The organism is Lentzea sp. NPDC059081, from assembly GCF_042738015.1.
Classification (GTDB): domain Bacteria; phylum Actinomycetota; class Actinomycetes; order Mycobacteriales; family Pseudonocardiaceae; genus Lentzea.
In genome coordinates, this window is record NZ_JBHYGW010000004.1 from 234,821 (window position 1) to 260,441 (window position 25,621).

At 70.8% G+C, this 25,621-nt stretch carries 30 protein-coding genes; 13 read left to right on the plus strand and 17 right to left on the minus strand.

Going from position 1 to position 25,621, the window contains the following annotated elements:
• Both ACFWV3_RS11585 and ACFWV3_RS11590 read left to right on the plus strand, forming a co-directional pair.
• Complete coding sequence (locus ACFWV3_RS11585; RefSeq protein WP_382410894.1) at nt 1-744, plus strand: DUF4397 domain-containing protein; 744 nt, start codon at nt 1-3, stop codon at nt 742-744.
• Complete coding sequence (locus ACFWV3_RS11590) at nt 744-1,268, plus strand: class F sortase (RefSeq protein WP_382410896.1); 525 nt, start codon at nt 744-746, stop codon at nt 1,266-1,268. Before ACFWV3_RS11585 ends, ACFWV3_RS11590 begins: the two co-directional genes overlap by 1 nt.
• On the opposite strand, the gene ACFWV3_RS11595 is transcribed toward ACFWV3_RS11590, so the two are convergent.
• Genes ACFWV3_RS11595 through ACFWV3_RS11615 form a run of 5 tightly spaced genes read right to left on the minus strand, consistent with a single transcriptional unit; the run spans nt 1,240 to nt 6,169 of the window.
• Nucleotides 1,240-1,860 (minus strand): ABC transporter ATP-binding protein, encoded by a 621-nt coding sequence (locus tag ACFWV3_RS11595; protein WP_382410898.1) that lies wholly within the window; start codon nt 1,858-1,860, stop codon nt 1,240-1,242. The two genes, ACFWV3_RS11590 and ACFWV3_RS11595, sit on opposite strands and share 29 nt — an antisense overlap.
• Nucleotides 1,854-2,756 (minus strand): ABC transporter ATP-binding protein, encoded by a 903-nt coding sequence (locus ACFWV3_RS11600; RefSeq protein WP_382410900.1) that lies wholly within the window; start codon nt 2,754-2,756, stop codon nt 1,854-1,856. The genes ACFWV3_RS11595 and ACFWV3_RS11600 overlap by 7 nt, the downstream gene beginning before the upstream one ends.
• Nucleotides 2,750-3,634, minus strand: a complete 885-nt coding sequence (locus ACFWV3_RS11605; RefSeq protein ID WP_382410902.1) for an ABC transporter permease — start codon at nt 3,632-3,634, stop codon at nt 2,750-2,752. The genes ACFWV3_RS11600 and ACFWV3_RS11605 overlap by 7 nt, the downstream gene beginning before the upstream one ends.
• Entirely contained in the window at nt 3,627-4,640 is a 1,014-nt protein-coding gene (locus tag ACFWV3_RS11610; protein WP_382410904.1) for an ABC transporter permease, read from the minus strand. Before ACFWV3_RS11610 ends, ACFWV3_RS11605 begins: the two co-directional genes overlap by 8 nt.
• Nucleotides 4,604-6,169: an ABC transporter substrate-binding protein gene (locus tag ACFWV3_RS11615; protein ID WP_382410906.1), complete on the minus strand. Its 1,566-nt coding sequence runs from the start codon at nt 6,167-6,169 to the stop codon at nt 4,604-4,606. The genes ACFWV3_RS11610 and ACFWV3_RS11615 overlap by 37 nt, the downstream gene beginning before the upstream one ends.
• Nucleotides 6,170-6,282: 113 nt before the next feature.
• Here ACFWV3_RS11615 and ACFWV3_RS11620 point away from each other — a divergent pair, with 113 nt between their 5' ends.
• Complete coding sequence (locus ACFWV3_RS11620; protein ID WP_382410908.1) at nt 6,283-6,465, plus strand: zinc transporter Slc39a7; 183 nt, start codon at nt 6,283-6,285, stop codon at nt 6,463-6,465.
• Between the two features lie 153 nt (nt 6,466-6,618).
• On the opposite strand, the gene ACFWV3_RS11625 is transcribed toward ACFWV3_RS11620, so the two are convergent.
• Complete coding sequence (locus tag ACFWV3_RS11625) at nt 6,619-8,322, minus strand: dihydroxy-acid dehydratase (RefSeq protein ID WP_382410910.1); 1,704 nt, start codon at nt 8,320-8,322, stop codon at nt 6,619-6,621.
• 147 nt (nt 8,323-8,469) lie between these two features.
• On the opposite strand from ACFWV3_RS11625, the gene ACFWV3_RS11630 reads away from it, so the two are divergent.
• Nucleotides 8,470-8,799: a DUF6292 family protein gene (locus tag ACFWV3_RS11630; protein ID WP_382410912.1), complete on the plus strand. Its 330-nt coding sequence runs from the start codon at nt 8,470-8,472 to the stop codon at nt 8,797-8,799.
• 508 nt (nt 8,800-9,307) lie between these two features.
• Here ACFWV3_RS11630 and ACFWV3_RS11635 read toward each other — a convergent pair.
• Together ACFWV3_RS11635 and ACFWV3_RS11640 are read right to left on the minus strand one after the other, a co-directional pair.
• A complete protein-coding gene (locus ACFWV3_RS11635; RefSeq protein ID WP_382410914.1) occupies nt 9,308-11,467 on the minus strand; it encodes an MMPL family transporter in 2,160 nt (719 codons plus the stop codon).
• A gap of 5 nt (nt 11,468-11,472) precedes the next feature.
• Nucleotides 11,473-12,027, minus strand: coding sequence for a TetR/AcrR family transcriptional regulator (locus tag ACFWV3_RS11640; RefSeq protein ID WP_382410916.1), 555 nt, complete (start codon nt 12,025-12,027; stop codon nt 11,473-11,475).
• 188 nt (nt 12,028-12,215) lie between these two features.
• On the opposite strand from ACFWV3_RS11640, the gene ACFWV3_RS11645 reads away from it, so the two are divergent.
• Nucleotides 12,216-12,506, plus strand: coding sequence for a DUF1905 domain-containing protein (locus tag ACFWV3_RS11645; RefSeq protein WP_382410918.1), 291 nt, complete (start codon nt 12,216-12,218; stop codon nt 12,504-12,506).
• Here the strand turns inward: ACFWV3_RS11645 and ACFWV3_RS11650 are convergent.
• On the minus strand, nt 12,503-13,636 hold the full coding sequence (locus tag ACFWV3_RS11650) for an endonuclease/exonuclease/phosphatase family protein (protein ID WP_382410920.1): 1,134 nt from the start codon (nt 13,634-13,636) through the stop codon (nt 12,503-12,505). The two genes, ACFWV3_RS11645 and ACFWV3_RS11650, sit on opposite strands and share 4 nt — an antisense overlap.
• Nucleotides 13,637-13,750: 114 nt before the next feature.
• Entirely contained in the window at nt 13,751-15,724 is a 1,974-nt protein-coding gene (locus ACFWV3_RS11655; RefSeq protein ID WP_382410922.1) for an MDR family MFS transporter, read from the minus strand.
• 59 nt (nt 15,725-15,783) lie between these two features.
• On the opposite strand from ACFWV3_RS11655, the gene ACFWV3_RS11660 reads away from it, so the two are divergent.
• From ACFWV3_RS11660 to ACFWV3_RS11680, 5 genes are all read left to right on the plus strand, one after another.
• The gene (locus ACFWV3_RS11660; protein ID WP_382410924.1) at nt 15,784-16,383 is read left to right on the plus strand and encodes a DUF6928 family protein; all 600 of its coding nucleotides are present in this window, start codon (nt 15,784-15,786) and stop codon (nt 16,381-16,383) included.
• Between the two features lie 29 nt (nt 16,384-16,412).
• Nucleotides 16,413-16,745, plus strand: coding sequence for a putative quinol monooxygenase (locus ACFWV3_RS11665; RefSeq protein ID WP_382410926.1), 333 nt, complete (start codon nt 16,413-16,415; stop codon nt 16,743-16,745).
• Nucleotides 16,746-16,796: 51 nt separating this feature from the next.
• Nucleotides 16,797-17,075, plus strand: coding sequence for a hypothetical protein (locus tag ACFWV3_RS11670; RefSeq protein ID WP_382410928.1), 279 nt, complete (start codon nt 16,797-16,799; stop codon nt 17,073-17,075).
• Nucleotides 17,072-18,718, plus strand: coding sequence for a GMC family oxidoreductase (locus ACFWV3_RS11675; RefSeq protein WP_382410930.1), 1,647 nt, complete (start codon nt 17,072-17,074; stop codon nt 18,716-18,718). The genes ACFWV3_RS11670 and ACFWV3_RS11675 overlap by 4 nt, the downstream gene beginning before the upstream one ends.
• 96 nt (nt 18,719-18,814) lie before the next feature.
• Nucleotides 18,815-19,189: a YciI family protein gene (locus tag ACFWV3_RS11680; RefSeq protein WP_382410932.1), complete on the plus strand. Its 375-nt coding sequence runs from the start codon at nt 18,815-18,817 to the stop codon at nt 19,187-19,189.
• Between the two features lie 51 nt (nt 19,190-19,240).
• Here ACFWV3_RS11680 and ACFWV3_RS11685 read toward each other — a convergent pair whose 3' ends face one another.
• The 3 genes from ACFWV3_RS11685 to ACFWV3_RS11695 are packed head-to-tail and all read right to left on the minus strand — an operon-like array spanning nt 19,241 to nt 21,485.
• A complete protein-coding gene (locus tag ACFWV3_RS11685) occupies nt 19,241-19,909 on the minus strand; it encodes a CE1759 family FMN reductase (RefSeq protein ID WP_382410934.1) in 669 nt (222 codons plus the stop codon).
• Entirely contained in the window at nt 19,906-20,331 is a 426-nt protein-coding gene (locus ACFWV3_RS11690; RefSeq protein ID WP_382410936.1) for a MarR family winged helix-turn-helix transcriptional regulator, read from the minus strand. The genes ACFWV3_RS11685 and ACFWV3_RS11690 overlap by 4 nt, the downstream gene beginning before the upstream one ends.
• Nucleotides 20,328-21,485: an LLM class flavin-dependent oxidoreductase gene (locus ACFWV3_RS11695; protein ID WP_382410938.1), complete on the minus strand. Its 1,158-nt coding sequence runs from the start codon at nt 21,483-21,485 to the stop codon at nt 20,328-20,330. The genes ACFWV3_RS11690 and ACFWV3_RS11695 overlap by 4 nt, the downstream gene beginning before the upstream one ends.
• A gap of 60 nt (nt 21,486-21,545) precedes the next feature.
• On the opposite strand from ACFWV3_RS11695, the gene ACFWV3_RS11700 reads away from it, so the two are divergent.
• Together ACFWV3_RS11700 and ACFWV3_RS11705 are read left to right on the plus strand one after the other, a co-directional pair.
• A complete protein-coding gene (locus ACFWV3_RS11700; RefSeq protein WP_382410940.1) occupies nt 21,546-21,716 on the plus strand; it encodes an ATP-binding cassette domain-containing protein in 171 nt (56 codons plus the stop codon).
• 3 nt (nt 21,717-21,719) lie between these two features.
• Entirely contained in the window at nt 21,720-22,100 is a 381-nt protein-coding gene (locus ACFWV3_RS11705; protein ID WP_382410942.1) for a hypothetical protein, read from the plus strand.
• On the opposite strand, the gene lexA is transcribed toward ACFWV3_RS11705, so the two are convergent.
• On the minus strand, nt 22,097-22,750 hold the full coding sequence (gene lexA, locus ACFWV3_RS11710) for a transcriptional repressor LexA (protein WP_382410944.1): 654 nt from the start codon (nt 22,748-22,750) through the stop codon (nt 22,097-22,099). The genes ACFWV3_RS11705 and lexA overlap by 4 nt on opposite strands.
• Before the next feature lie 143 nt (nt 22,751-22,893).
• Between lexA and ACFWV3_RS11715 the strand changes: the two genes are divergently transcribed.
• Nucleotides 22,894-23,322 carry an SRPBCC domain-containing protein gene (locus tag ACFWV3_RS11715; RefSeq protein WP_382410946.1) on the plus strand — a complete coding sequence of 143 codons (429 nt, stop codon included), beginning with the start codon at nt 22,894-22,896 and terminating at the stop codon, nt 23,320-23,322.
• Between the two features lie 54 nt (nt 23,323-23,376).
• Here the strand turns inward: ACFWV3_RS11715 and ACFWV3_RS11720 are convergent, their stop codons facing one another.
• The 3 genes from ACFWV3_RS11720 to ACFWV3_RS11730 form a co-directional block, all read right to left on the minus strand.
• Nucleotides 23,377-24,480 (minus strand): CU044_5270 family protein, encoded by a 1,104-nt coding sequence (locus ACFWV3_RS11720; RefSeq protein ID WP_382410948.1) that lies wholly within the window; start codon nt 24,478-24,480, stop codon nt 23,377-23,379.
• Complete coding sequence (locus tag ACFWV3_RS11725) at nt 24,477-25,055, minus strand: RNA polymerase sigma factor (protein ID WP_382410950.1); 579 nt, start codon at nt 25,053-25,055, stop codon at nt 24,477-24,479. The genes ACFWV3_RS11720 and ACFWV3_RS11725 overlap by 4 nt, the downstream gene beginning before the upstream one ends.
• Nucleotides 25,056-25,125: 70 nt before the next feature.
• On the minus strand, nt 25,126-25,602 hold the full coding sequence (locus ACFWV3_RS11730) for a MarR family winged helix-turn-helix transcriptional regulator (protein ID WP_382410952.1): 477 nt from the start codon (nt 25,600-25,602) through the stop codon (nt 25,126-25,128).
• Nucleotides 25,603-25,621 lie beyond the last annotated feature (19 nt).

Genomic DNA, 25,621 nt, shown 5'->3' on the forward strand with positions numbered 1-25,621 from the left:
GTGCGAGTGCTCGCTGTCGTGCTGTTGCTGCTGCTCTCGGCCACGCCCGCACACGCCGCCTCCGGCACGTACGTGAGGCTCGGCCACTTCTCGACGGACCAGTCCCGTGTCGACGCGTCACTCGACGGGGTGAAGCTCGGCACCCTGGACTACGCGGACCTCTACGAGTACCGGCGCATCGAACCGGGGGAGCACACCGTCGAGCTCCGCACGGCCGGGTCCGATCCCGGCAGCCCGGTGCTGCGGTCCGTGCTCGTGATCGCGAGCCCAGGGAAGGCGTACACGACCATCGACATCGCCTCCTCCATGAAGGTGCTGGAGGACGACGTCAGCCTGCCGCCCAGCGGGAAGGCGCGGCTGCGGGTGATCAACGGCGGTGACGCCGAGCTGGACGTCGTGCGCGGCGGTGTCGCCGTGCACCGCGCCGTGCAGGCGAACTCCACGACCGGCTACGTCACCCTGGACGCCGGGTCGGACGCGCTGGAGGTGCTGCAGCGCGGCAAGGAGCCGACGAGGCTGGAGGCGCCCACCGAGGCCGGTGCCGTCTACTCGTTGCTGGTCAGCACGCGGCGGATCGAGCTGCGGACCGACGCCAAGGCCGCCGAGGTCGTGCCGGGCGGCGGGCAGGAGACCGGGTTCGGCGGCATGGCGGGCGGCTGGGACTGGCTCACCGCGCTGGTCATCGCGCTCATCGTGGGCGTCGCGATGTACTCGGTGCGCGGCAGGCTCTTCCGGTTCGGCTGATGGCCAAGGGCAAGCTCCTGATGGGCACCGCGGTGCTCGTCGCGCTGGTCTACATCGTCAAGGGGCCGGGAGCGGACGAGGCGCCGGAGCCGGTGACCGTGCGCATCCCGTCCATCGGGGTCGAGACGAAGCTCGAGGACCTGGCGGTCGACTCCGCCGGGGTGCTGGAGCCGCCCACGCGTGCGGACGAGGCCGGGTGGTACGCCAAGGGCGTCGCGCCGGGGGACACCGGGCCGGCGGTGATCGCGGGGCACGTCGACTCCAAGACCGGGCCGGGGGTGTTCTTCCGGCTGCCTGAGCTCAAGCCCGGCGCCGAGGTGCTCGTCGAGCGCAAGGACGGCAGCACGCTCACGTTCGTCGTGACCAGCAGTTACTCGACGGAGAAGACCGCGTTCCCGACGGCCGTCGTGTACGCGCCGACGCCGTTGTCGGAGCTGCGGCTGGTGACGTGCGGCGGCGACTTCGACCGGGTCGCGGGCAGCTATCGCGACAACGTCATCGTGGAAGCGGTGCTGAAAGTCTGACCGTCTCGTCGGCCCACCTGGTCAGCAGCGTGGCGTCGTGCGAGATCGCGAGCACGCCCGCGCCGGTGCGGTCCTGGTAGGCGCGGATCACGCCGACCAGCGCGGCGGTCGTCGAGGCGTCCAGCATCGTCGTCATCTCGTCGCAGATCAGGTAGCGCGGGTCCAGTGCGAGCGCGCGGGCGAGGCAGGCGCGTTGCAACTGGCCGTCGCTCACCTCGTGCGGTCTGCGGCCGAGCAGGTCGCCGGTGAGCATGACGAGGTCGGCGAGCTCCTCGACGCGGTCGCCGCCCGGCTCCGCGATGGCCTGCCGGAGGGTGAACCGCGGGTCGACCGAGAGCCTCGGCTGCTGGAACAGCACACCGATCTTGGTGCGCTGGGCGGCCTTGAAGCGGAACCCGGTGACCGTCTCGCCGTCGATCTCGACGGTGCCGGCGAACGGCTTGTGCAGCAGCGCGAGCACGCGCGCCACGGTGGACTTCCCCGAGCCGCTGGGCCCGGCGAGACCGACCGTCTGTCCCGGCCGGACGGTCAGGCTGACGTCGGTGACCACCGGGTGCCGGTAGCCGGCGGTGATGCCGGTCCCGGTCAGCACGGGCGGTGGCACGCGACGGCGTGCGGGTCGTCGGTCAGCACGGGGCGTTCCTCGCAGATCGCGGTGGCCTGGTCGCAGCGCGGGGCGAACGCGCAGCCGTCCGGCAGGTTCGTGAGCAGGGGCGGCTGGCCGGGGACCGGGAGGAAGTCCCGGTCCGGCAGGGCGTTGGCGAGGCCGCGGGCGTAGGGGTGCCTGGCGTGGTCGAGCACCTCGTGCGCCGGGCCGATCTCGACGATCCGTCCCGCGTACATGACGGCGATCCGGTCGGCGATCTTGTGCGCGGCGGCGAGGTCGTGGGTGATCAGCAGGACGGCGTGCCCGTCGTCGACCAGCCGGCGGAACTCGTCGAGCAGCCCGTCCACGAGGTCGCGGTCGAGACCGGTCGTCGGTTCGTCGGCGATGAGCAGCCACGGGTCTCCCACCAGCGCCAACGCGTTCGCGACGCGCTGGGCCATGCCGCCGGACAGCTCGTGCGGGTAGCGGTCGAGGTGCTCGGGTTCGAGGCCCGCCCTCCTCGCCGCCTCGGCCGCGTCACCGCCGAGGACCTTCGCGGCCTCCTCCAGTTGCGACCGGGCGGTGCGGACGGGCGTGAGGTGGCTGGCCGGGCTCTGCGGGATCAGCCCGATCTGCCGGCCGCGAATCGTCGTCGCGAGCTCGTGGTCGGTCGCCGCGAGCAGGTCGATGTCGCCGAGCCGGGCGTTGCCGCTGGTCTCGGCGTTGCCCGGGAGGAACCCGAGCAGGGCGCTCGCCAGCACCGTCTTGCCGCAGCCGCTCTCACCGACCAGCGCGACGCACTCGCCGGGCCGGATCCGCAGGGACACGTCGTTGACCGCCTCGACCGTCGCGCCTTTGAGCGCGAACCGCACCGACACCCGGTCGATCTCCAGGTTCACCACGTCAGCTCCGTGCGCCGCTTGGGGTTGAGCCGGTCCCGCCACACGCCGCTGACGCCGGACACCGCGAGCGTCGTGACGACCAGCAGCAGGCCGGGCGCGAGCGACATCCACCAGCCGCCGACGAGCAGCGACCGCTGGGCGTCGTTGATCATGTTGCCGATGCTGGCCGCGTGCGGGGGCAGGCCGAGGCCGAGGAACGACAGCGCCGTCTCGTGCCACACGGCGTGCGGCACCATCAGCGTCGTCGCGAGCAGGACCTGCGGGGCGACGTTCGGCAGCAGGTGCCTGGTCAGGACCTGGAGCCGGGACGCGCCACCGACGATCGCCGCGTCGATGAACGGCCGGGTCTTGAGCGACAGCACCTCGGAGCGCACGATCCGCGCGGCGGTGAGCCAGTGGGTCAGCGCGATCGAGATGATCACGGCGGTGAGGCTCGGCCGCAGCACGGCGACGATCACGATGCCCAGCAGCAGGTGGGGGACCGACGCGATGGCGTCGACCAGCCGCATCAGCAGCCGGTCGAACCAGCCGCCGACCGACCCCGCGAGCGCGCCGACCGCCGTGCCGACGACTGCGGAGATCACCGCCGCGACCACGCCGACCGTGAGCGACACCCGCAGGGCGTAGACGCAGCGCAGCAGCACGTCGCGGCCCAGTTCGTCGGTGCCGAAGAGGTGTGCCGCGCTCGGCGGCCGGTTGGCGATCGCGAGGTCGACGTACTGCTCGTTGAGCTCCACGACCAGCGGGACGACCAGGACCGTGAGCGCGACGACCGCGAGGATCGTCGCGGACGGCAGCAGCCGCCACTTCGGCGCGCGGGGAGGGCTCGCCGCGGTGAGACGGCTGCGCGGCGCGGGCCGCCAGGTCAGCTCAGCCATCGAGCGCCACCCTCGGGTCGGCCAGCGCGTACAGGACGTCGGCCAGCAGGTTGCCCAGCAGCACGACGCCGGTCGCCATCACGGTCAGCGCGCCGAGCAGCGCGAAGTCGACGTTCAACGCCGCCTCGACGGTCGCCCGCGCGATGCCCGGCCACGAGAACACGGTTTCCACCAGCAACGCTCCGGTGATCAGCTCGGGCAGCCGCGCGCCCAGCAGGGTGAGGAAGGGCAGCAGCGAGGTGCGCAGGGCGTGCCCGGACACGACCCGGCGGTCGGACAGCCCGCGCGCCCGCGCACCGATCACGTGGTCCTGCGTGAACGACTCCAGCAGGTTCTGCCGCACGAACAGCACGAACCACGGCGCCTGCGAGATCGCCAGCACCGCCACCGGCAGCACCATGTGCGCGGCCACGCCGCCGACGGACACCGGGTCGGACCCGGTCGTCACGCCACCGCCGGGCAGCCACCGCAGCTGCAACGCGAACACGTACAGCACGGCCAGCCCGACCCAGAACACCGGCGCGGCCTCCAGGGCGTAGCAGCCGCCCGTGACCAGCCGGTCGAGCCACGACCCCTGCAACCACGCCGCGACCGTGCCGAGCAGCAGCCCGAGCAGCAGGGCCAGCGCGAAGCCGACGGACACGAGCAGCACCGTCCACCCGAGACGGTCGCCGATCACGGCGGACACGGGTTGCTGCAACGACAACGAGTCGCCGAGGTCGCCCGCGACGGCGTGCCGCAGCCAGGCCCAGTACTGCGCGACGACGGGTTCGTCGACACCCCAGTTCGCGCGCAGCTGGGCCACGCGCTCGGGGGAGGCGCCGATGATCCGGACGCCGAAGTAGCGCTCGACGGGGTCGAAGGGGGAGGCCTTGGCGAGGACGAAGAGCGCGAAGCTGACCACGAGCAGGACCGGGACCGCGAAGGCCAGGCGGCGCAGCGCCAACCGGCCGATCGCCTTGCCGCGGGTCACGACTTCGGCGTCCAGCGCTCGAGGTTCCACCACACCGCGTGCACCAGCCCGTGGTCGTGCGGTTCGACCTGGGTCTCCTGGCCGTTCCACCTGTCGCGCAGGACGTACGTGTGGTCCAGGAACACCAGGAACGCCCAGCCGGGATCGGCCGCGTACGCCTTCTGGAAGTCGGCGTAGGCCTGCCTGCGCGCGGCCGGGTCGAGGCTGCGGCGCGCGGTGTCGAGTGCGGAGTCCACAGTGGAGTTCCGGTACAGCGTCATGTTCACGTACCCGTCCTGGCCCGCGTACTTGCTGTGCAGCAACGTGTACGCCGCCGTGTCCGGGTCGTACGGGTCGCCGCCACCCCAGACCGCGGCGGCCTCGCGACGACGTTGCAGCATCACGTCGAACGTCGTGGCCTCGACCGGGGCGTCGATGCCGAGCTTCGCGATGTCGGACGCGGCGGCGAGCGCCAGTTCCTTGCGCAGCACGTCCGGCGCCGGGTAGAGCACGGGCAGCCGGGCCGGTTGGCCGTCCTTCGCGCGCTTGCCGTCGGCACCCTTGCGCCAGCCCGCCCCGTCGAGCAGCTTCTCCGCCTCGGCGACGTCGTAGGGGAACGCGGAACCCTCGTCGTACCAGTCCTTCAGGTACGGCGAGATCGGCGTGGACGCGGGCTTGCCGGAGCCCGCCAGCACGGCGTCGATCATGGCCTGGCGGTTGAGGCCGAGGTTGATCGCGCGCCGTACCTCCGCGCTGGAGGTGAAGGGCAGCTCCGCCGGAATGCCGATGCCGCGGTAGTCGGCCGACGGGTTCTGCACGATCTTGTAGCCCGATCTGTCGCGGTAGGTCCTGGCGAGCTTGGGCGGCAGCACGGTGCCGTCGAACTCGCCGGCGGCCATCCGGGTCGCACGGGCGTTGTCGTCCGGCACGAAGACGACCGTCACGGACTTGATCGCGGGCGCGCCGCCCCAGTACTTCTCGTTGGCCTTCAACACCATCCGGTCGCCCTTGCGCCACTCCGCGACGGTGTACGGACCGGTGCCGACGGGGGCGGTGTTGAACGGCGCGGTGTTGATGTCGGCACCGGACAGCTTCGCCGCGGGCACGATGCCGAGCGCGAGCTGCTGGGCGAACGGCGCGTACGGGTAGGAGAGCGTGAACTCGACGGTGTGCTCGTCGGCGGCCACGACGTCGGTCACCGCGTCGAACCGCGAGGCGATCGTGGAGTTCACCTTCTTGTCCAGCACGGACTTGTAGGTGAACACGACGTCCTGCGCGGTCAACGGCGTCCCGTCGGAGAACGAGATGTCCTTGCGCAGCTTGGCCGTCCACTTCAGGCCGTCCGCGGACGCCGTGGGCAGCTCGGCGGCGAGAGCGGGCTTGAGCGCCAGTGAGGCGTCCCGCGCGACCAGGCCGTCAAAGATCTTCGCGGCACCGTCGGGCGCGTAGCCGAGCACGGGGTTCAGGTTCTCCGGCTCACTTCCCGCGCCGATCACGATGGAGGTCGCCGAGCCGGTCGTCGCGCCGTCGGGGGAAGAGCACCCCGCGAGCAGGACGACGGTCAGCACGAGGGCGCGCCGCATCCAGTTCCTCCCCAGAAGTCCGTGTTGCCAGCTGCAGCTAACAGCAAGCAACTTGCAACAGGCAAGAGGTTGCATCTATGCACTCAAGCCGGACTCATGCCAGAGTCGAGGTCATGACCAACGGAGTGCACTCCCACGAGCACAGCCACGGCGACGAGACCCACACGCACCCGCACGGCGAGCACGAGCACGATCACGTTGAGCACGAGCACACGCACTCGCACGGCGGCGAGGAGCACACGCACACCCACGTGCACGACTCGGATCACGTGGAGCAGCACGAGCATTCGCACTGAAACGGCCCCTGAGCTGAGGCGACCGCGCTGACTTTCCTCCGGGGGATCGGGGAGGCGTGGTCGCCAGGGTCGTGCTCGGAGTACCCCCGCGATCCGGGTGCTGGCCGGGTTTCTCGGGGGTGTCCTGGGCTTCAGCGCCGCGTCGCCGGCCCGTCAGTGCGACTCGCGCGTGACCTCGCTGCCGCTGGACCCGGTCAGGAAGTCCAGGTCCGCGCCGGTGTCGGCGCCCAGCACGTGGTCGATGTAGAGCCGTTCCCAGCCGCGCCGCGGTGCCGCGAACGCCGCCGCCATCGCCGCGCTGGGCGTGCGGTCGAGGAAGTCCGGCGCCTCCACGTCGATCCGCCGGTTCTCCACGTCCAGCACGATGACGTCACCCGTGCGGACGAGCCCGAGCGGCCCGCCCGCCGCCGCTTCCGGCGCCACGTGCAGGACCACCGTGCCGTACGCGGTGCCGCTCATGCGCCCGTCGCAGATCCGCACCATGTCGCGCACGCCCTGCTCCAGCAGCTTCTTGGGCAGCGGCATGTTCGACACCTCCGGCATCCCGGGGTACCCGCGCGGCCCGCAGCCGCGCAGCACCAGCACCGAGTCGGCGTCCACGTCGAGATCGGGGTCGTCGACGCGCGCGTGGAAGTCCTCGATGCTGTCGAACACCACGGCCTTTCCCCGGTGCTGCAACAGGTGTGCGGACGCGGCGGCCGGTTTGATCAGCGCCCCCGACGGCGCCAGGTTGCCGCGCAGCACCGCGATCCCGCCCTCGGCGATGATCGGCAGCTCGCGACTCCTGATCACCTCGGGGTCCCAGATCGGCGCGTCGTCGAGGTGGTCGACGAGCGGGGTCCCCGTGACGGACAACGCCTCGGGGTCGAGCAGGTCGCGCACCTCCCGCAGCACGGCCAGCAGCCCGCCCGCGCGGTGGAAGTCCTCCATCAGGAACCGGCCGGCCGGCTGGAGGTCGACCAGCAGCGGCACGCCGGAGCCGATGCGGTCGAAGTCGTCGAGGGTCAGGTCCACGCCGAGACGCCCGGCGATCGCGAGCAGGTGCACCACCGCGTTGGTCGACCCGCCGATCGCGGCCAGGGCGACGATCGCGTTGTGGAAGTTGGCCTTCGTGAGGAACGTGCTGGGCCGCCGGTCCTTGTCCACGAGCTCGACCGCGAGCCGCCCGGTGCCGTGCGAGGCCTCCAGCAGCCTGCTGTCCGGCGCCGGCGTGCCCGCCACCCCGGGCACGACCGTGCCCAGCGCCTCCGCGACCAGCGCCATCGTCGACGCCGTGCCCATCGTGTTGCAGTGGCCGCGGCTGCGGATCATCGCCGACTCCGACCGCAGGAACTGCGCCTGCGACAGCGTTCCGGCACGCACCTCCTCCGACAGCCGCCACACGTCCGTGCCGCAGCCCAGCGGCACCCCGCGGAACGTGCCGGTCAGCATCGGCCCGCCCGGCACCACGACCGCCGGGATGTCGACCGACGCCGCGGCCATCAGCAGCGCCGGGATCGTCTTGTCGCACCCGCCGAGCAGCACCACGCCGTCGACCGGGTTGGCGCGCAACATCTCCTCGGTCGCCATCGCGGCCATGTTGCGCCACAGCATCGCGGTCGGCCGGACGTTCGTCTCGCCCAGCGACACCACGGGCAGGTTCAACGGGATGCCGCCCGCCTCGCGCACGCCGTTGGCGACGGAGGCGGACACCTCGTTCAGGTGCGCGTTGCACGGCGTGAGGTCGCTCGCGGAGTTGGCGATGGCGATCTGCGGCCTGCGGAAGGCGTCGTCGGGTTCACCGCGGCGCATCCAGGCGCGGTGGATGTAGGCGTTGCGGTCGTCACCGGCGTACCACTGCTCGCTGCGAAGTCCCACTGAGCGCCTCCTCGCGGTCCCTGCTGACGATATCCACATCGGCAGGTTCGGCGGCAGCGGAAGTTTGCGTTCCGCCCACCGGGGTAACCGCGCTCTGCGTCAAACAGTCGGCGCTGCTACCCGGTGTACGGAGGGCGGTGCGACTTGATGGCGGTGGAGCTGGACTACGCGCTGCGGGTCACGCGCGAACTGGGTCTTTCCGGCGAGTCCTCGTGTGTGGACCGGGAGAAGCCGTTGCGGGTGTACATCGCTGTCGACGGGGAGCTTCCCGGGCATCCGGGGCTGGACGTCGCTCTGCTGTGGAGTGCCGGGGTGGGGTGGGCTGTCGCTGTCGAGGCTCCTGGTGGGGTGGAGCTGACCGAGGTGGCACGGCTTGGGGGCGCTGTGGAGCCGCCGCCTCGCACTGTGGCTCGGTGGGTTCGGCGGTTGATGGTGGAGAGTGGTTCGTCGGTGCCGTCTGCCGGGTGTGTGGCCTGAGTTCCAGCGTGGTCACCTTGGTCGAGACAGGTTCCGTTCCAGCGTGGTCGCCATTGCGGTCGGGTTCCTGTTCCAGCGTGGGCGTGCACCTCGGACGAAAGACTGATGTACATCGCCGCTCCGCGACGATTGCGATTGGGGCTTGACTTCGGGGCCCTTGCGAGGCGCTTGGTCGGCCGGAAAAGGCCGGATGCTCCGCAACCGGCCGATCCACGAGTGGTAGCACCTCGCACCCAAAGTCAAGCCCCAATCGCAAAAAACGAGTGGGTGCACCGCTACCCATCGGCGTCAGGGAAGACGGCTCGCCTTCGGCATCGCGGTTGGAAGTGCGGGGGTTGTTACTGCTCGCCTTCGGCATCGCTTGGGGCCTCGGCTTCGCCGTTGGCGGGCGCGCCCGTATCTCCGCCCCTGCCGCCCGCCGCCTGGCCCGGCCCTCCGTTTCTGTCGGCGAGAACAGGTCCGCCCCCACCCGCATCGCGGGTGAGGGCGAACCTGTGGGATCTGCGGATTAGCTGACCGTGACCGGCTCCCGCTTGTCGTCCTTCGGCGAGAGGTCGTCCAGGGCGGTGCCCTCCACGTCCAGCTCGGGCAGCCAGCGCAGCCACTTCGGCAGCCACCAGGCACGTTCGCCCAGCAGGGCGAGGGCGGCCGGGACCAGGACCATGCGGACCACGAAGGCGTCCACGAAGATGCCCACCGCCAGGGCGAAGGCGATCGACTTCACCGTCGCCTCGCCTGCCGGGACGAAGCCGGCGAAGACGGAGAACATGATCAGTGCGGCCGCCACGACCACCGGTGCTGCCTGGCGGAAGCCCGTGGTGATGGACTCGATCGGCTTGGCGCCTCGGTGGTGTGCCTCGTGCATGCGGGACACCAGGAAGATCTGGTAGTCCATGGCCAGGCCGAACAGGATGCCGATCACCAGGATCGGGGTGAGGCTGATCAGCGGGCCCGTGGTGTCCAGGTTGACCGCGTCGGCCAGCCAGCCCCACTGGAACACCGCCACGGTCGCGCCCAGCGAGGAGCCGATGGTGAGCAGGAAGCCCAGGACGCCCACGACCGGGACGAGCAGTGAGCGGAACACCAGGATCAGCAGGACCAGGGCCAGGCCCACGACCACGGCCAGGTAGATCGGCAGGGCGCGGTCGAGGGAGGTGGCCACGTCGACGCTCACGGCGGTGGCGCCGGTGACGTAGGCCTTGCCGCCGTCCAGGTCGGACAGTTCGGCGCGCAGGTCGGCGACCAGCTGTTCGGTCTCCGTGCTGTCCGGGCCGGACTTCGGGATGACCGTGACCATCGCCGACTTGCCGTCCTGGCTCGGCTGGGCCGGCGTCACCAGGGCGACGTCGTTCAGCTTCGCGAGCGGCTCGGCGGCCTTGGTGGCGGTCGCGGCGGCGCCGTCGCCCTCGACGAGCACGATGATCGGGCCGTTGAAGCCCTCGCCGAAGCCCTGCGCGAGGAGCTGGTCGGCGCGTTCCTGGGTGGAACCCGTCGGCGGCCTCTGGATCAGCGTGGTGTCCATGGACGCCACCGGGATCGAGACGATGCCCAGTGCCACGACCGAGAGCAGCAGGGCGACCACGCGGTTGCGGGTGATCGCGCCGCCCCAGCCGCGGATGACGCCGCGGTCCTTCGGTTCGATGCTCGCGGCGGAGCGCTCCTTGCGGGTCAGCACGCGGCGGCCGAGCATGGCCAGCACCGCGGGGACCAGGGTGATGGCGATCAGCACGGCGACGACGATCGTGGCCGCGGCCGAGACGCCCATCTGCGTGAGGAACGGGATTCCGGCGATCGCGAGGCCCACGAGCGCGATGACGACGGTGAGGCCGGCGGTGACGACCGCGGACCCCGCCGTGCCCACCGCGGTGGCGACGGCGTGGCCGACGTCCGAGCCTCGGCGCAGCTCCTGGCGGTAGCGGTTGATGATGAACAGCGCGTAGTCGATGCCGACCGCGAGACCCAGCATCGAGGCGAGGATCGGCGTGGTCGACTGCAGGTCCATGAACCCGGTCGCGATGGTGATGCCGAGCGTGCCGATGCCGACGCCGATCGCGGCGCTGAGCAGGTTCATGCCGGCCGTCACGAGCGAGCCGTAGGTCAGCGCGAGCACGACCAGCGCCAGCACGACACCGACGGCCTCGGTGGGTCCGCCGACGTGCGGCGTCTCCTGCATCGCGGTGCCGCCGACCTCGACGGTCAGACCGGCCGCGCGGGCCTTGTCGACGGCCTTGGTGAGCTCGGCGCGCTGCTCGTCGGTGACCTCACCGGGCTTCACGTCGTAGGTGACGGTGCTGTAGCCGACCTCGACGTCCTTGTTGACGCTGGGCGCCGCCGGGTCGAGCGGGTTCGTCGCCGACCGCACGCCCTTCAGCGCGGACTCGTCGGCCACCAGGTCGGTGATCGCCTTGACGTGCTGCGGCAGCTTCTGCCCCTCGGGCGCCTTCATGACGACGCGCGCCGTGGCGGTCTCACCCGAGCCGAACTTCTCCTGGATGCGCTCGAGCGCGGTCGTCGACTCCTGGCCGGGGATGGACATCGAGTTCGACGTCTCACCGCCCAGCGTGAAGGCGCCGATGCCGGAGCCGACGAGCACGAGCAGCCAGATCAGGACGACCAGGAGGCGGTGCCGGTGGGCACCCCTTCCCAGTCTGTAGAGCAGTTTCGCCATGGTGGTCAGGCCTCCCGGTGCCCGAGTGCGTCGTAACAGGTAGCGAGGATCAGGGGGCGCCACGTCGTCTTGTCACCGTTCTCCTGGTTGGCCAGGAGGGTGAGCACGGCCATGGCGCTGAGCGCGCCGACGATCCGGATGGCGCGGCCGAGCTCTTTTTCGGGCTCGATGACGAACATCTCGTTCAGCAGCAGCTCGTCCTGAGCCTGCTGCGGGTCCTCACCGGGCGCCGTCATCGACCGGAACAGCAGCGCGACCATGCCCGGCCGGTCCAGCGCGTAGTCGGTGAGCAGCTCGATCGACCGCCGTTCGCGCGCGGGCCCGGCCGGCATGTCGCCGACCAGCTCGAGCACGTGCCGGCAGATGACCCGGCTCTGCTCCCACGCGGCGTCGAAGAGAGCGTCTTTGCTCGGGAAGTGGTGCAGCAGGCCGGCCTTGGACAGGCCGACGGCGTCGGCGAGCGTCTTGAGCGAGGTCTGCTCGAAGCCGTGCCGCGCGAAGAGAGCGGCGGCGGCGTCGAGGATCTTCTCGTCGACTCCGGCCCTGAGCGGTCGTGGCATGTCGCCGACTTTACGCCGTTTACCGACCGGTTCGGTAGGTAAACCGACCGATTTGGTCGGTGGCGTTCGTCACTCCAACGGGGGAGTGCTCGGCACTCGTCTGTGCTTGTTCACGAGGAATCGAGTACCCGGCGTGACCGTCTGAAACGCAGGACGACCGGAAGGGGTACCTCTGTGAGAATGGGTCGATGTTCGTCTTCGACGCGGAACTGTGGCTCTGGGACGCCCGCCGCCTGGACACCTGGACCTTCGTGACGCTGCCCGAGGACGTCTCGGACCAGATCCGCGACGTCGCCACGCCCGGCGCCGGCTTCGGGTCCGTCAAGGTCCGGGCCGGTGTCGGCGCCAGCACCTGGTCCACCTCGGTCTTCCCCGACAAGCAGTCCGGCTGTTACGTCCTGCCGGTGAAAGCCGCTGTGCGCAAGAAGAACGACGTGGAGCCCGGCGACGTCATCGAGGTGACGGTCGAGCTGATCTAGTGGCTCCAGTCGATGTCGGCGTAGATGGCGGCGTGGTCGCTTGCCGCGTGCACCTCGCTGGTCATGGTTTCGTAGACGTCCCAACGGTTCTTGGTGCGCGGGCCGCGCCACACGCCCTTGCGGAAGACGCCGCCGCCGACCGCCTTGGCGAACAGCGGCGGGGTGAGCAGGACGTAGTCGATCTTGCCCTTCTCGTTCACGCCCCGGTACGTGCCGAGGCGGTGGTCCCAGTCGAAGCTCTCGTGCTCGCTGATGTCGCGCAGGCCGGTGCGCTGGAACAACGGGCGCAGCGCCTCGCTGTCGGCCGTGTCGTTCAGGTCGCCGACCACGGCGATGTGCTCGTGGCCCTCGTCGCGCAGGCGGTTCACGATGCGGGCGATGCGCACCGCCTGGCGGAAGCGGCGGCGGGCGCCGATCGGGTCGCCCGGTGCGCCGTAACCCTTGGACTTCAGGTGGTTCACCAGCACGACGACCTCGGGGCCCGCGGGCGTGCGGACGTGGTACTCGGCGCAGTCGCGGGAGAAGATCACGCCGGACTTGTCCCGCGCGTACACGTGCGTGCGGATCGTGATGACCTCGTGCGCGTCGCGGGTCAGCAAGCCCACGTTGATGCCGCGCTCGTCGTTGCCGTCGATCAGGTGGACCTCCTCGTACGGGGTCCAGCCGACGTGCTTGAGCATGCTGGCGGAGAACATGTGCAGCAGCTCGCGCGACTCCGCCTCGACGACGCCGAGGACGTGGGCGCCGACGTCGCGCATCACCTGCGCGGTGTGGCGGGTCGCGAGCTCGCTGATGGGTTCGGTCGTGAGCTCGACCCAGCCGACCCACGACTCGCGACCGCTTGCCACCACAGAGGTTTCACCGGTGCGGTGGCGGGCGAGGAAGCGGCCGCGGATGCGGCGCAGGACCGCGTACTTGCTGCGATCACTGCGCAGGAGTTCCAACGTCGTCAGGTGTTCCTTGAGCTCTTCCTTGACCTCGGGGGTGTAGGACTCGGCGGCGATGAGCTCGTTGAACCGGGCGTGGGCGGCCAGGATCGGGGCCGCGTGCCGGGTGGCGTTGCGGCCCATGACCTTGGGGCGCTCGAACATGTTCTCCACGTTGAACGACCCGATCCGGGTGGTGCTCACGAACCCAGGGTCGCATGTGGAGGCACGCCGCCGCCCTGGTCCGCTCGGGTGATCTTTCGCGGCGGAAAGCCGCTGGTCAGCGGGACAACCGGTGAACCGGAGGTGAACCCCCGGCTAGACCCGGCTCATCTGCCGGCTGCTCTCGATCAGCTCGTCGGTGAACGAGTCGAGCGCCAGCGCGAAGTCGCGCTGGTCCGGCTCGTGCCAGTCCTGCAGCTGTTCGAGCAGCCACTGCCGCCACGCCCGCACGAGCTGCGTGAAGACCTCGGTGCCCCGGTCGGTGAACCGGTAGCCGTCGTCGTTGTAGGCCAGGTGTCCCGACCGGACGAGGGCCTGCGCGGTGGGCTCGAAGATGCCGCCGGGGACGGAGGTCATCTCGGCGATCTCGGTGAGCGTGGCGACGCCGTCGTCCGTCGACGCCTTGTACACGCGCCCGAGCAGCCACGCCTGTTCCAGCGGCAGGGCCACGCCTGACCGCCGGAGCACCGCCGGGCCGGGGTCGACGGCCGACTTCGAGACCACCGTGGACACGAGCTTGCGCAGCTCGTCGTAGGAGTTGGACGGCGGCGCCGCGAAGCTCTCGCCGACGCCGCTGTTGCCGGTCGCGGAGGCACGCGAGGTGTCGCGCAGCTGCACCTGCGGCAGGAAGAACGCCACGGCCAGCGCGACCAGGCCGATCGGGGCGGCGATCAGGAACATCGTCTGCACGGTCTCGGCGTAGCCGGTGACGATCGGCAGCTTCACCGCCTCCGGCAGCGCGTGCACGGCGGCGGGGCTCGCGATGGCGCGCGGGTCCACGCCGGGCGGGACGACCAGGTGCTTCGGGAGCTGGTTGGCGTAGATCGTGCCGAAGATCGCCACGCCGAACGAGCTGCCCATCGTGCGCAGGAAGCTGATGCCGGACGTCGCGACGCCGAGGTCGCCGTAGTTCGTGGTGCTCTGCACGACGATCACCGGCACCTGCATCACCAGGCCGATGCCCGCGCCGAGCACGGCCATGAACGCGCCCATCACGAGGTAGCTCGTCGAGGCGTCCAGGAAGGACAGCAGGAACAGGCCGGCCGACAGCCCGACCGAGCCGAGGAGCGGGAAGATCCGGTACCTGCCGGTGCGGCTGATCGTGTTGCCGGTGAGCAGCGCGGTGGCCATCAGCCCGGCGATCAGCGGCAGCATCCACAGGCCGGACGACGTGGCCGACTCGCCGCGCACGTACTGCAGGTAGATCGGCAGGTACGTGATGCCGCCGAGCATCGCGAACCCGACGACGAAGCTCAGGATGCCCGACACCGTGAACACCCGGCTGCGGAACAGCCTCATCGGCAGCATCGGCTCGGCCGCGCGCTGTTCCACGAGCACGAACGCCACCAGCAGCACGACCGACCCGGCCGCCATCCCCAGGATCGTCGGCGACGTCCACGGGTACTCGGTGCCGCCCCAGCTCGTGACCAGCGTCAACCCGGTGGCGGCGAGAGCGATCAGCGCGATGCCCGCGTAGTCGATTCGAGGCCGGGCGTCGGTCCTGATGGTCGGCAGGGCGGCCAGCGCGACGAGGACCACGGCGATGCCGAGCGGGATGTTCACGTAGAACGCCCAGCGCCAGCTCAGGTGGTCGACGAACAGCCCGCCCAGCAACGGTCCCGCGACCGTCGCGATGCCGAACACCGCGCCCGCGAAGCCCTGGAACTTGCCGCGCTCCTTCAACGGCACGACGTCCGCGATGATCGCCGTCGAGGTCACCATGAGCCCGCCCGCGCCCAGGCCCTGCACCGCGCGGAACGCGATCAGCGTGCCCATCGACTCCGACCAGCCCGCGAAGAACGACCCGACCAGGAACAGCACGACGCTGATGACGAACGTCCTCTTGCGCCCGTAGAGGTCGCCGAACTTGCCGATCAGCACCGTCATGATCGTCTCGGCGAGCAGGTACGACGTCACCACCCACGACAGGTGCGCGCCGCCGCCCAGGTCGGCCACCATCGTGGGCAGCGCGGTGGACACGATCGTCTGGTCCAGCGCCGCCAGCAGCATGGCGAGCAGCACGGCCGCGACGACCAGGTTCCGGCGGCGGGTGTCGATCAGCTCGGGCACGTGGCCGATGATTGCGCAGGTTGCCCGGCCCCGCAGGCTGGGCCGAACGGAGGGACCTGATGGGGGCGAAGGCGGCTCTGGTGGTGTTCGGCGACGTCCAGGCAGCGCTGCAGAACGGCGCGACACCGGACCGGGACGCGGCGGAGGCGGTCGTCCGCGCCTTGCGGCCGGGCTGCGAGATCACCCCGGCCGACGACGGTGACCTGTGTGAGGACGCCTATCCGGCCGACGGGCTGACGTACGTGGCGGTGTTGCCGGAAGCCACGATCGTGTGCGACCAGGAGCTGGCGACGGTGCCCGTGGCGGAGCACGTCCTGGAGTACGCGGGGGACCGGCCACTGGTGGTGTTCGCCCAGAACTCGACGTCCGGGTGGCTCGCGTTCGCCGAGTGGACCGCCGACGGCGAGCTGGTCCGCGCGCACGACGCCGAGGACCACGGCCAGAACGGGCTCGCCGACGCGGTCGCAACCGAACTGTTCGGCTTCACCTCCGAGAACCCGCCCTCCGCGGTGCTGCACGGCTTCCGCGTGACCCACCCGGACCAGGCCGCACGCGCGGCGGCGTTCGACGCCGCGGTGGCGCGGATGGTGCAGGCCGGCCCCCGCCGGATGACGCTGGCGGCGGACGGCTCGCTGGTCCCGCTCACCGACCCGTCATAGGGTCGGACCAGAGCACCGAGGAGGCTGTCTTGATCTTCATCACCGCCAAGTTCCGCGTCCTGCCCGAGCACGCCGAGGCGTGGCCAGAGCTCAGCAGGAGCTTCACCGAGGCCACCCGCGCCGAGGAGGGCTGCCTGTGGTTCGACTGGTCGCGCAGCCTCGCAGACTCGACCGAGTACGTGCTGGTCGAGGCGTTCCGGGACGGCGACGCGGGCGGCGAGCACGTCGGCTCGCAGCACTTCAAGAAGGCCCAGCTGGAACTGCCGCAGTACCTCGCGGAGACGCCGCGCATCGTCAGCCAGTCGATCGAGCAGGACGACTGGTCGCGGCTCGGCGAGATGGAGGTTCCACCACGCGGGTGAGTCTGCCCCGGATCGTTTGGCGCGCGCCGGTGCCCCGTTGAGGATGGGCCCGTGGACGCCTTCGTGGAGTTGTCCGCCGAGCTGACCGGGTTCTCGGCGGAAGAGCTGACGTCGACCGGACTGGTCGAGCAGTACCGCGCGCTGGCAGCGGGCGCGTCCGAGGCCGAGATCATCCAGCTCTGGTACACCGGCGAGTGGCGCGGGACGCTGCCGAGCTCCCGCGCCTACGCCGAAGGGCTCGCCTGGAAGGCCGTGGGCGTCGCGCCGCCGGGCACCAGGGGGCCCGGTTTCGGCACCTGGGAGCGCGGACCGGGAAGAAGCCGGGCGTGAAGGCCGTCGTGGTCGGCGCGGGGTTCGCCGGCTCGCTGATCGCGAAGGTGCTGGGGGACAACGGGTTCCGCGTGCTCGTCCTGGAGGCGGGGGCCGAGGCCGACCACGACGCCGCGGTCGCCGGGTACCGCGGCGCGCTGGTCAAGACGCCGCTGGTGCCGTTCCGCCGCACGGTCGCCGCGCCGTCGAGCGACTACGTGGTCACCACCGGACCGGACTCCCTCGCGAGCCCGTACCTGCGCATGAACGGCGGCACCGGCACCGCGTGGACCGGCATCACGCCGCGGATGCGCCCCGACGACTTCCACACCGCCGACCTCGGCCGCGGCCGCAGCTGGCCGCTGTCCTACGACGACCTGGAGCCCCACTACCGCGCGGCGGAGTGGGAGATCGGGATCGCGGCCGACGCGGACGAGCAACGGCAGCACCTCCCGGTCGCCGACGGCTACCGCTATCCCATGCACGCCTTGCCCCGCACGTTCCTCGACGACGCCATCGCGTCCGTTGTGGACGGTCGGCGCATCGGCGGCCGCGAGCTCCTCGTCGTGGGAACACCGCAGGCGCGCAACGGCGTTCCGGTCGACGGCTACCGCCCGGACGGCAACCTCTGCGCCGGGTTCGCGAGCTGCGTGCCGGTCTGCCCGGAGAACGCCAAGTACACGCCCCACCGCACGCAGCGGCGGTGGTCGCCCGCCGTCGAGCTGCGCACGCGGTGCGTGGTCAACCGGGTGCACGCCGACGAGTCCGGCCGCATCACCAAGGTCAGCTACCAGCACTACGAGGACGACACGACCGGCACGCACACCCGGCACGAGGAGGACGCCGACGTCGTCGTCCTCGCCGCGCACGCCATCGAGAACGCCAAGCTGCTGCTGATGTCCGGGCTCGCGAACAGCAGCGACCAGGTCGGCCGCAACCTCATGGGCCACCCGGTGCTGCTGACGTGGGCGTTGATGCCGCACGCGATCGGCCCGTTCCGCGGTCCCGGCTCGACGACCGGCATCGAGACGTTCCGGTCGGGTCCCGAACGCCGTGCGCGAGCACCGTTCCGCATCGAGATCGGCAACTGGGGCTGGGGCTGGTCGGCGGGCAGCCCCGGTTCGGACACGGCGGAGTTCGTCGCGGCGGGACTGCGCGGTGCCGCTCTGCGGAAAGCCGTGGCGGAGCGGGTCGGCCGGCAGTTCACGCTGCAGATCGAGGTGGAGCAGGAGGCCGACCCCGGAAACCGCGTCACGCTGGCACCGGACCTCGACGCGCTCGGCAACCCGCGGCCGTCCGTCCACTACGCGCTGTCCGACTACGTGAAGGACGGTCTGCTGGCCGCGAAACGGGTGTCGGACCAGCTCTTCGAGATGCTCGGCGCCGAGGACTTCACCGCGTACAAGCCGGACGACCACCACTACTTCGAGCACCGCGGCGAACCGCTGCGGTACTGGGGCGCCGGGCACAGCGGCGGCACGCACGTGATGGGCACGTCGCCGCGGGACTCCGTCGTGGACGAATGGCAGCGGTGCTGGGACCACCCCAACCTGTACGCGGTGGGGTGCGGCAGCATGCCGTCGCTCGGCACGTCCAACCCGTCGCTCACGATGGCCGCGCTCGCCCTGCGGACCGCCGGGCACCTCGTGTCGCAGGTGCGCTGACGGAAGTTCCGCGCAGAATGTCGAAAGCTCCGTGACGTCGATCGACGCAGGGGTGGCGGCGTCGGAACGCCGCCAGTCGACAACGAGGAGAGAGACATGCGGTTCATGCTCATGCACCGGGTCCTGGAGGACGATCCGACGTCCTGGGAGCCGAACCCGGAGCTGATCGAGCGGATGAACGCTTTCGTCGGGAAGCTGACGGCGGACGGTGTCATGCTCGGCGCGGAGGGCGTGCAGAAGGTCGGCGTCGTCGTGCGCAGGCGCGGCACGGCGATCAGGTCGACCGACGGCCCGTTCGCCGAGGCCAAGGAGGTCGTCGGCGGGTTCCTGCTGATCAGCGCTGCGGACCTGGCCGAGGCGACCGCGGTCGCGCAGGAGTACATCACCTGCTTCGCCGGCGTCGAGGAGATGTCGGTCGAGGTGCGTCAGGTGGCCGAGTTCGAGGACATCGAGCCCTACCTGACCAAGTAGCCGGAGGTGCGGCGCGTTCCCGTCGAACGGCGGGAACGCGCGGCTGCCTCGCTAGTTGGCGCCGCCGCCCGCGGCGAGCCGCATCATGTCCGAGTCGAAGTCGATCGACAGCTCGGTGCCGCCCGCGCTGCCGAACTCGTGCTGGTAGCGGCCCCACGACTCGTCGCGCACGGTCTTCTCGAACCCGGCGGCCATCAGCGTCACCAGTTCGAGCGCGGCGCGGTCGATCCGCTTGTTCAGGCCGGTGTCGGTCCAGTCCTCGGTCGCGGCGAACAGCGACGTCGGCACGACGACCGTGCGCAGGTAGGCGAACAGTCCGCGCATCTGGTCGTCGACGACGAGCGCGTGCCTGGCGGTGCCGGCGGTCGCGGCGAGCACGACGGGCTTCGCGATCAGCAGGTCGTTGTCGAGGAGCTGGAAGAACGACGTGAACAGCCCGCTCGCGCCCGCCTTGTAGACGGGGGTGCTCGCGACGATGCCGTCCGCGTGCTGCAACGCGGTGATCGCCTGCTGCAGCTTGGCGCCGACGTGGTTGGACACCAGCGCGGTAGCGATCTCACCGGCGAGCTCGCGCAGCTCGACCGTCCGGATCTCGACGGTCAGCTGCTTCTGCGTGCCGAGCGACGCGACGCGCTGGGCGACGCGGTCGGCGAGCAGGCGGGTGGACGACGGGTCGCTCGTGCCGGCGGACACCACCACGAGCTGGAACTGTGTGGTCATCTCTCCTCGTTCCCGGCCAGTTTGCCGGTGATGACTGCGAGTTGGTCGAGCTCCTCCGCGCTGAGCACGCTCAGGGCGCGGGTGACGCTGCGGGCGTGCGGGCGGCCGATCTCGCGCTGGGTGTCCCGGCCGGCCGGGGTGAGCGACAGGCGCACACCCCGGCGGTCGCCGAGGTCGGGGCAGCGTTCGACGAGACCCCGGTCGACCAGGCGGTCGACCATGCGGGACAGGGCGGGCTGGCTCAGCAGCACGTGCCGGTTCAGCTCACTCATCCTGAGCGGACTGCCGCACTTGGACAGCTGGTACAGCACGTCGTACTCCCGCATGGTCAGCTCGCCCCACACGTCCTCCGCGTTGAACTGCTTCATCAGCACGGCGTAGGCCTTCATCAGGGACTCCCACGCCTCGTTCGCACGGGTCACCTCGCGTCCTGGTACGGCGAGCCGCCCGTGACGTTGTCACCCCGGTTGGCGTTGGGCCGCGGCTGACGCGCGGGCTGGTCGCCGTACTTGGCCTCGACGCGACCGGTGTGCGTCGGCGGCTTGGCGGTCTCCGGGTCCTGGCGCGCCTCGATCTCCTTGCGCAGCACCGGGACGACCTCCTCGCCGAGCAGGTCGAGCTGGTTGAGCACCGTCTTGAGCGGCAGGCCGGCGTGGTCCATCAGGAACATCTGGCGCTGGTAGTCGCCGAAGTGCTCGCGGAAGGTCAGCGTCTTGTCGATGACCTCCTGCGGGCTGCCGACCGACAGCGGCGTCTGCTCCATGAAGTCCTCCATCCGCGGCCCGTGGCCGTAGACGGGGGCCTCGTTGAAGTACGGGCGGAACTCGCTGATCGCGTCCTGCGACCGCTTGGCGATGTACGCCTGACCGCCCAGGCCGACGATGGCCTGCTTCTCCGTGCCGTGGCCGTAGTGCGCGTACCGCTGCCGGTAGAACTTGATCAGCCGCATGTAGTGCTCCTTCGGCCAGAAGATGTTGTTCGCGAAGAAGCCGTCGCCGTAGTAGGCGGCCTGCTCCGCGATCTCCGGCGTGCGGATCGAGCCGTGCCACACGAACGGCGGCACGTCGTCGAGCGGCCGCGGCGTGGAGGTGAAGCCCTGCAACGGGGTGCGGAACTTGCCCTCCCAGTCCACGACGTCCTCGCGCCACAACCGGTGCAGTAGGTTGTAGTTCTCCAGCGCCAGCGGCAGGCTCTGCCGGATGTCCGCGCCGAACCACGGGTAGACCGGCGCGGTGTTGCCGCGGCCGAGCATCAGGTCCATGCGGCCCTTCGACAGGTGCTGCAGCATCGCGTACTCCTCGGCGATGCGCACCGGGTCGTTCGTGGTGATCAGCGTCGTCGCGGTGCTGACGATCAGCTTCTGGGTCTTCGCCGCGATGTGCGACAGCAGCGTGGTGGGCGCGGACGAGAAGAACGGCGGGTTGTGGTGCTCGCCGATCGCGAAGACGTCGAGCCCGACCTCCTCGGCCTTCTCGGCGATCCGCACGATCGCGTCGATCCGCTCGGCCTCGCTGGGGGTCTCGCCGCTCACCGGATCCCTGGTGATGTCGCTCACCGAGAACACTCCGAACTGCACGGTCCCCGCCTCCTTCAACCTTGGTGATTAATGCGTTTGCATCTACCTTAACGCACGGGGGTGCGAGCTATTCCCACTGCGCTGACCGCATGTCCTTGGCCGTGGTGGACGCCGGCTACAGCTACGGCGAGGGTCCCGGTCTTCGCAGGTCTGTCGTTCGCCACCGGTCTGGGCGAGGCGGTCGCGGTCACGGGCCCGAACGGCTCTGGCAAGTCGACGCTGCTGCGGTGACTGGTGGGCGCCGAGGTGCTCGACACGGGGTCGGTGCTGCTCGACGGTGCCGAGCTGGACGAGTCGTCGCCCGCGGTGCGGTCGCGGATCGCCTCGCTGCTCGACGACGCTGGCTACTTCCCGGACGTCTCCGCGATGGAGCATTTGCGGCTGCTGGCGTGGCTGCACTCGTCACCGGCGGACGTCGAGGGCGTAGCCGCGGAGTGGGGGCTGCCCGCGGCCGGCTGCCGCCGTCATTGTCCACGAGCCAGTGCCACCGAAAGGCCGACGAAACCGTTCTGCTGGAACGGATCGCGGCCGCCCTGCGCTGACGGCAGTGCGACGACCCCGGCCGTCGACGCCGTCGTGGAGCACCCGAAAGTGCGCGACCGGGATACGCGCTAAACGCTGCGCAGCACCGAGACCACGATGCCGAGGATCACGGCCCGGTCGCCGTCGATCACCGGGTACTCGGCGTTGCGCGGCTCGAGGTACACGTGGCCGTTGCGGCGCTGGTAGACCTTCACCGTCGCCTCCTCCTCGATCATCGCGGCGACGATCTGCCCGCTGTACGCCTCGTGCGTCTGCCGCACCACGACCGTGTCGCCGTCGCAGATCGCGGCGTCGATCATCGAGTCACCGCGCACGCGCAGCGCGAAGACGTTGCTGCCGCGGCCGACCAGCGTGCGCGGCAGGCTCAGCACGTCGTCCACGTGCTCCACGGCCGAGATCGGTGTGCCGGCGGCGATGTCGCCGACGACCGGCACGGTCACCGAGTCCTCGGAGGACGGTGCGGAGACCGTCTCGCTCAGGAAGACCCGCACGTCCATCGGCCGCGTCACCGAGGCGCCGCGCTTGAGGAAACCCCTGTCCTCCAACGCCGCCAGGTGCTTCGACACCGACGACGAGGACTTCAGCCCGACCGCCTCGCCGATCTCGCGGGTGCTGGGGGAGTAGCCGTGCTCGACGACCCAGTCGCGGATGGCGACAAGGATCCTCTGCTGGCGTTCCGGCAGCACCGTCGTGTCGAGTTCGAGATCGTCGTAGGCGGTCACGGGGCCGATAGTAGTAATCGGGGTGCCTGACACGAACGGGTGGTCGCGCGATCGGCCGCAAGACATGCAACCCTGGGGTTGCGCGTCGGTGGAGACATGTGCAACTCTGGGGTTGCACATTGTGGCGGACCCGAGGAGATGTCGTGAGCGTGGACCGGATCGAACGCGAGACCCTGATCGAGGCGCCGCTGGAGCGCGTCTGGCGGCTGGTGACCGAACCGGGGTTCTGGGTGGGGTCGGAGCCGTCGGGCACGGCCGTCGAGGGGGAGACGACCGTCTGCCACAACGAGCAGTACGGCGACTTCCCGGTGCGCGTCGAGACCGTGACGCCGCAGACCTACGTCGCGTACCGGTGGGCGAGCGCGTTCGCCGGGCAGGAGCTGAGTGCGGACAACACCACGCTGGTCGAGTTCACGCTCACGCCCGAGGGGGCGGCGACGCGGCTGCGCGTCGTGGAGAGCGGGTTCTCCGCGCTGGCCGGCTCGGAGGAGCTGAAGGCCAAGGCGCACCAGGACAACACCGGTGGCTGGGCCGAGGTGCTCGACGCGTTCGCGAAGAGGGCCGAGAGCTGACCGGCCGGAGGACGACGTGCTCGCCGCCCTCCGGCCTCTGGGGGACCGGGTCGATCAGCCCGTGCTGTCGACCACGGTGGTGGTGATCGTCACCGACGTCGTCACCGTGCCCTCGGGCAGCCAGGTCTCGTCGGTCTCCGGGCCGACGAGGGTGCGCTGACCGATGAAGTCACCGCGCTCCTGGTCGATGATCAGCTCGGTGCGCTGGAGCTTGTCGGCGAGCGTGATCCCGATGCCGGTGCGGCCGTCGATGGTCACCTTGCCCTCCGACAGGACGACGCCGTCGATCTGCGCGATCGCCCGGTACCACTCGGCCCGCAGGTCGGCGGGCATGAGACCGGAGCTCAGGATCTCCGTCGCGATGTGGAACATCGCCTGCGGCGTCGACCCCTTGGGGCTCGTGTAGCTGCGCAGCCAGTCGTACAGGGCCTGCGGGTTGCGCGGCAGGCGCTCGTAGAACGCGGGGGAGTCCCAGTCGCCGGGGTCGCCGCACACCTTGCGCGGCTGCGACTGCGGGAAGAAGTCGCCGCAGACGCCCTTGCGCTCACCGGTGTCGGTCGGGGAGGGCTGGTACGCCGCCTTCTGCTGGGAGACGTTGCCGCCCAGCCACTTCGGCGGGCCGTCCACCGTGCGCCGGTTGAGCCACTCGCCGGTGACGTCGGACGGGATCCACGTCTTCGTGGTCTGCGGCAGCATCCAGGTCCCGCCCTGCAGCGGCTGCGGGTCGTCCACGGACGACCCGAACGACACGCCGCGCGCGTACTCGCCGGTCACGACGATCAGCCGGTACTTGCCGGGCGGCACCGGCTGGTCCGAGGTCTTGATCTTGCTCGCGGCGCCGACGAGCGTGTCCTTCGCCGACACGAGCGACATCCTCGACACCGCGCGCTCCTCGGCGGTGGGCGCGGCGGGCCCGGTCGAGCCCGCGACGGGCGGTGCCTGGGGCGCCGCGTCGTTGGGCTTCATCACCACCGCGCCGGTGGCGACGACCGCCAGTGCCGCCGCGGCCACGGTCACCGGCACGAACCGGCGGCGGCGCAGCGGGACCACGGTGCCCGAGGCGGCATCGAGCACCTTGACGCGCACGTCCTGCAGTGACCGGGCGTTCTCGCGGTCCTCCTTGTGCAACAGGCCGAGGGCCTCGTCCAGATCGGTCATGACTCTTCTCCTTCCAGCATCGCCTGCACCTTCGTGCGCACACGGTGCAACCGTGAGCGGACCGTGCTGGCAGGCAGGTTCAGCGCGGTCGCGACCTCGGACGGGTCCAGCCCCGCCCAGGACGTCAGCAGCAACAGGTCCCTCTCCTGCGGGGACAACCTCGGCAGCGCCCGCGCGAGCTGGCGCTGCGCGTCGACCTGCGCGGCCACCCGCGCGTCGTGCGCGTGCCCGGGTTCGGTGCCGGTCTCGGCGTGCAGGCGCTCGGTGGCCTGGTAGCCGCGCAGCTCGCGGCGGACGTGGTTGCGCAACAAATTCGTCGCGATGCCGTAGAGCCAGCCGCGCACCGGCGCCTGTGCCGGGTCGTAGTCGGCGAGGCGGCGCAACGCGACGAGGAACGTCTCCGCGACCAGGTCGTCGGCCGTGTCGACGCCGACTCGTCCCGCGAGGTACCCGCGCAGGGGATGGGCATGGGTGTCGAAGAGCGCGGCCACCGTGCCGGCGGGATCCGCCCCGCCCGGATCCGGGCTGTGGTCCGGCCGGCTGCCGTCGATGGCGCGCTCCTTGGGCTTCGTCACACCACTACTTGTCCGCACCGGGCGCGAGCGTCCCCGGGGTGTGACCGCGCTCACTTCCGGAGGCTCGGGCTCACTCGCCCGAGACGGTTTCCCGTGCCTCGTCGCGGGCGGACCAGCGCGGTTCGCCACCGGCCTCGGCGAACGCCGTCAGCGCCTCGACCAGGCCGTGCCGCAGGTGTTCCGGCATGCGCGCCACGATCGTGCCGATCTCGGCGCGGCGGCGGGCCATCACCTGGCCCACGACCCGGCTGCCCTCCTCGCTGGCCACCACGACGACCTCGCGCCGGCTCACCGGACTCGGCTCGCGGTCGACCATCCCGGAGGCGACCAGGCGGTCGATCATGCGCTTCGCCGTGGACGGGTTGACCCCGAGCAGGTCGGCGAGCGCGGTGAGGCTCATCGGGCCGCGGCTGTCGAGCAGGACGACCATCCGCAGCTGCGGCAGCGTGAGCGTCTCCTCGACGGCCGCCAGTGAGCGCGCGGACACCGCGACCAGCAGGCGGGACGCGGTGAGGACCGCGTCGGTCAGCTCGTCGGCGTCGCTCACCCGCCCAGTCTGGCAGTCG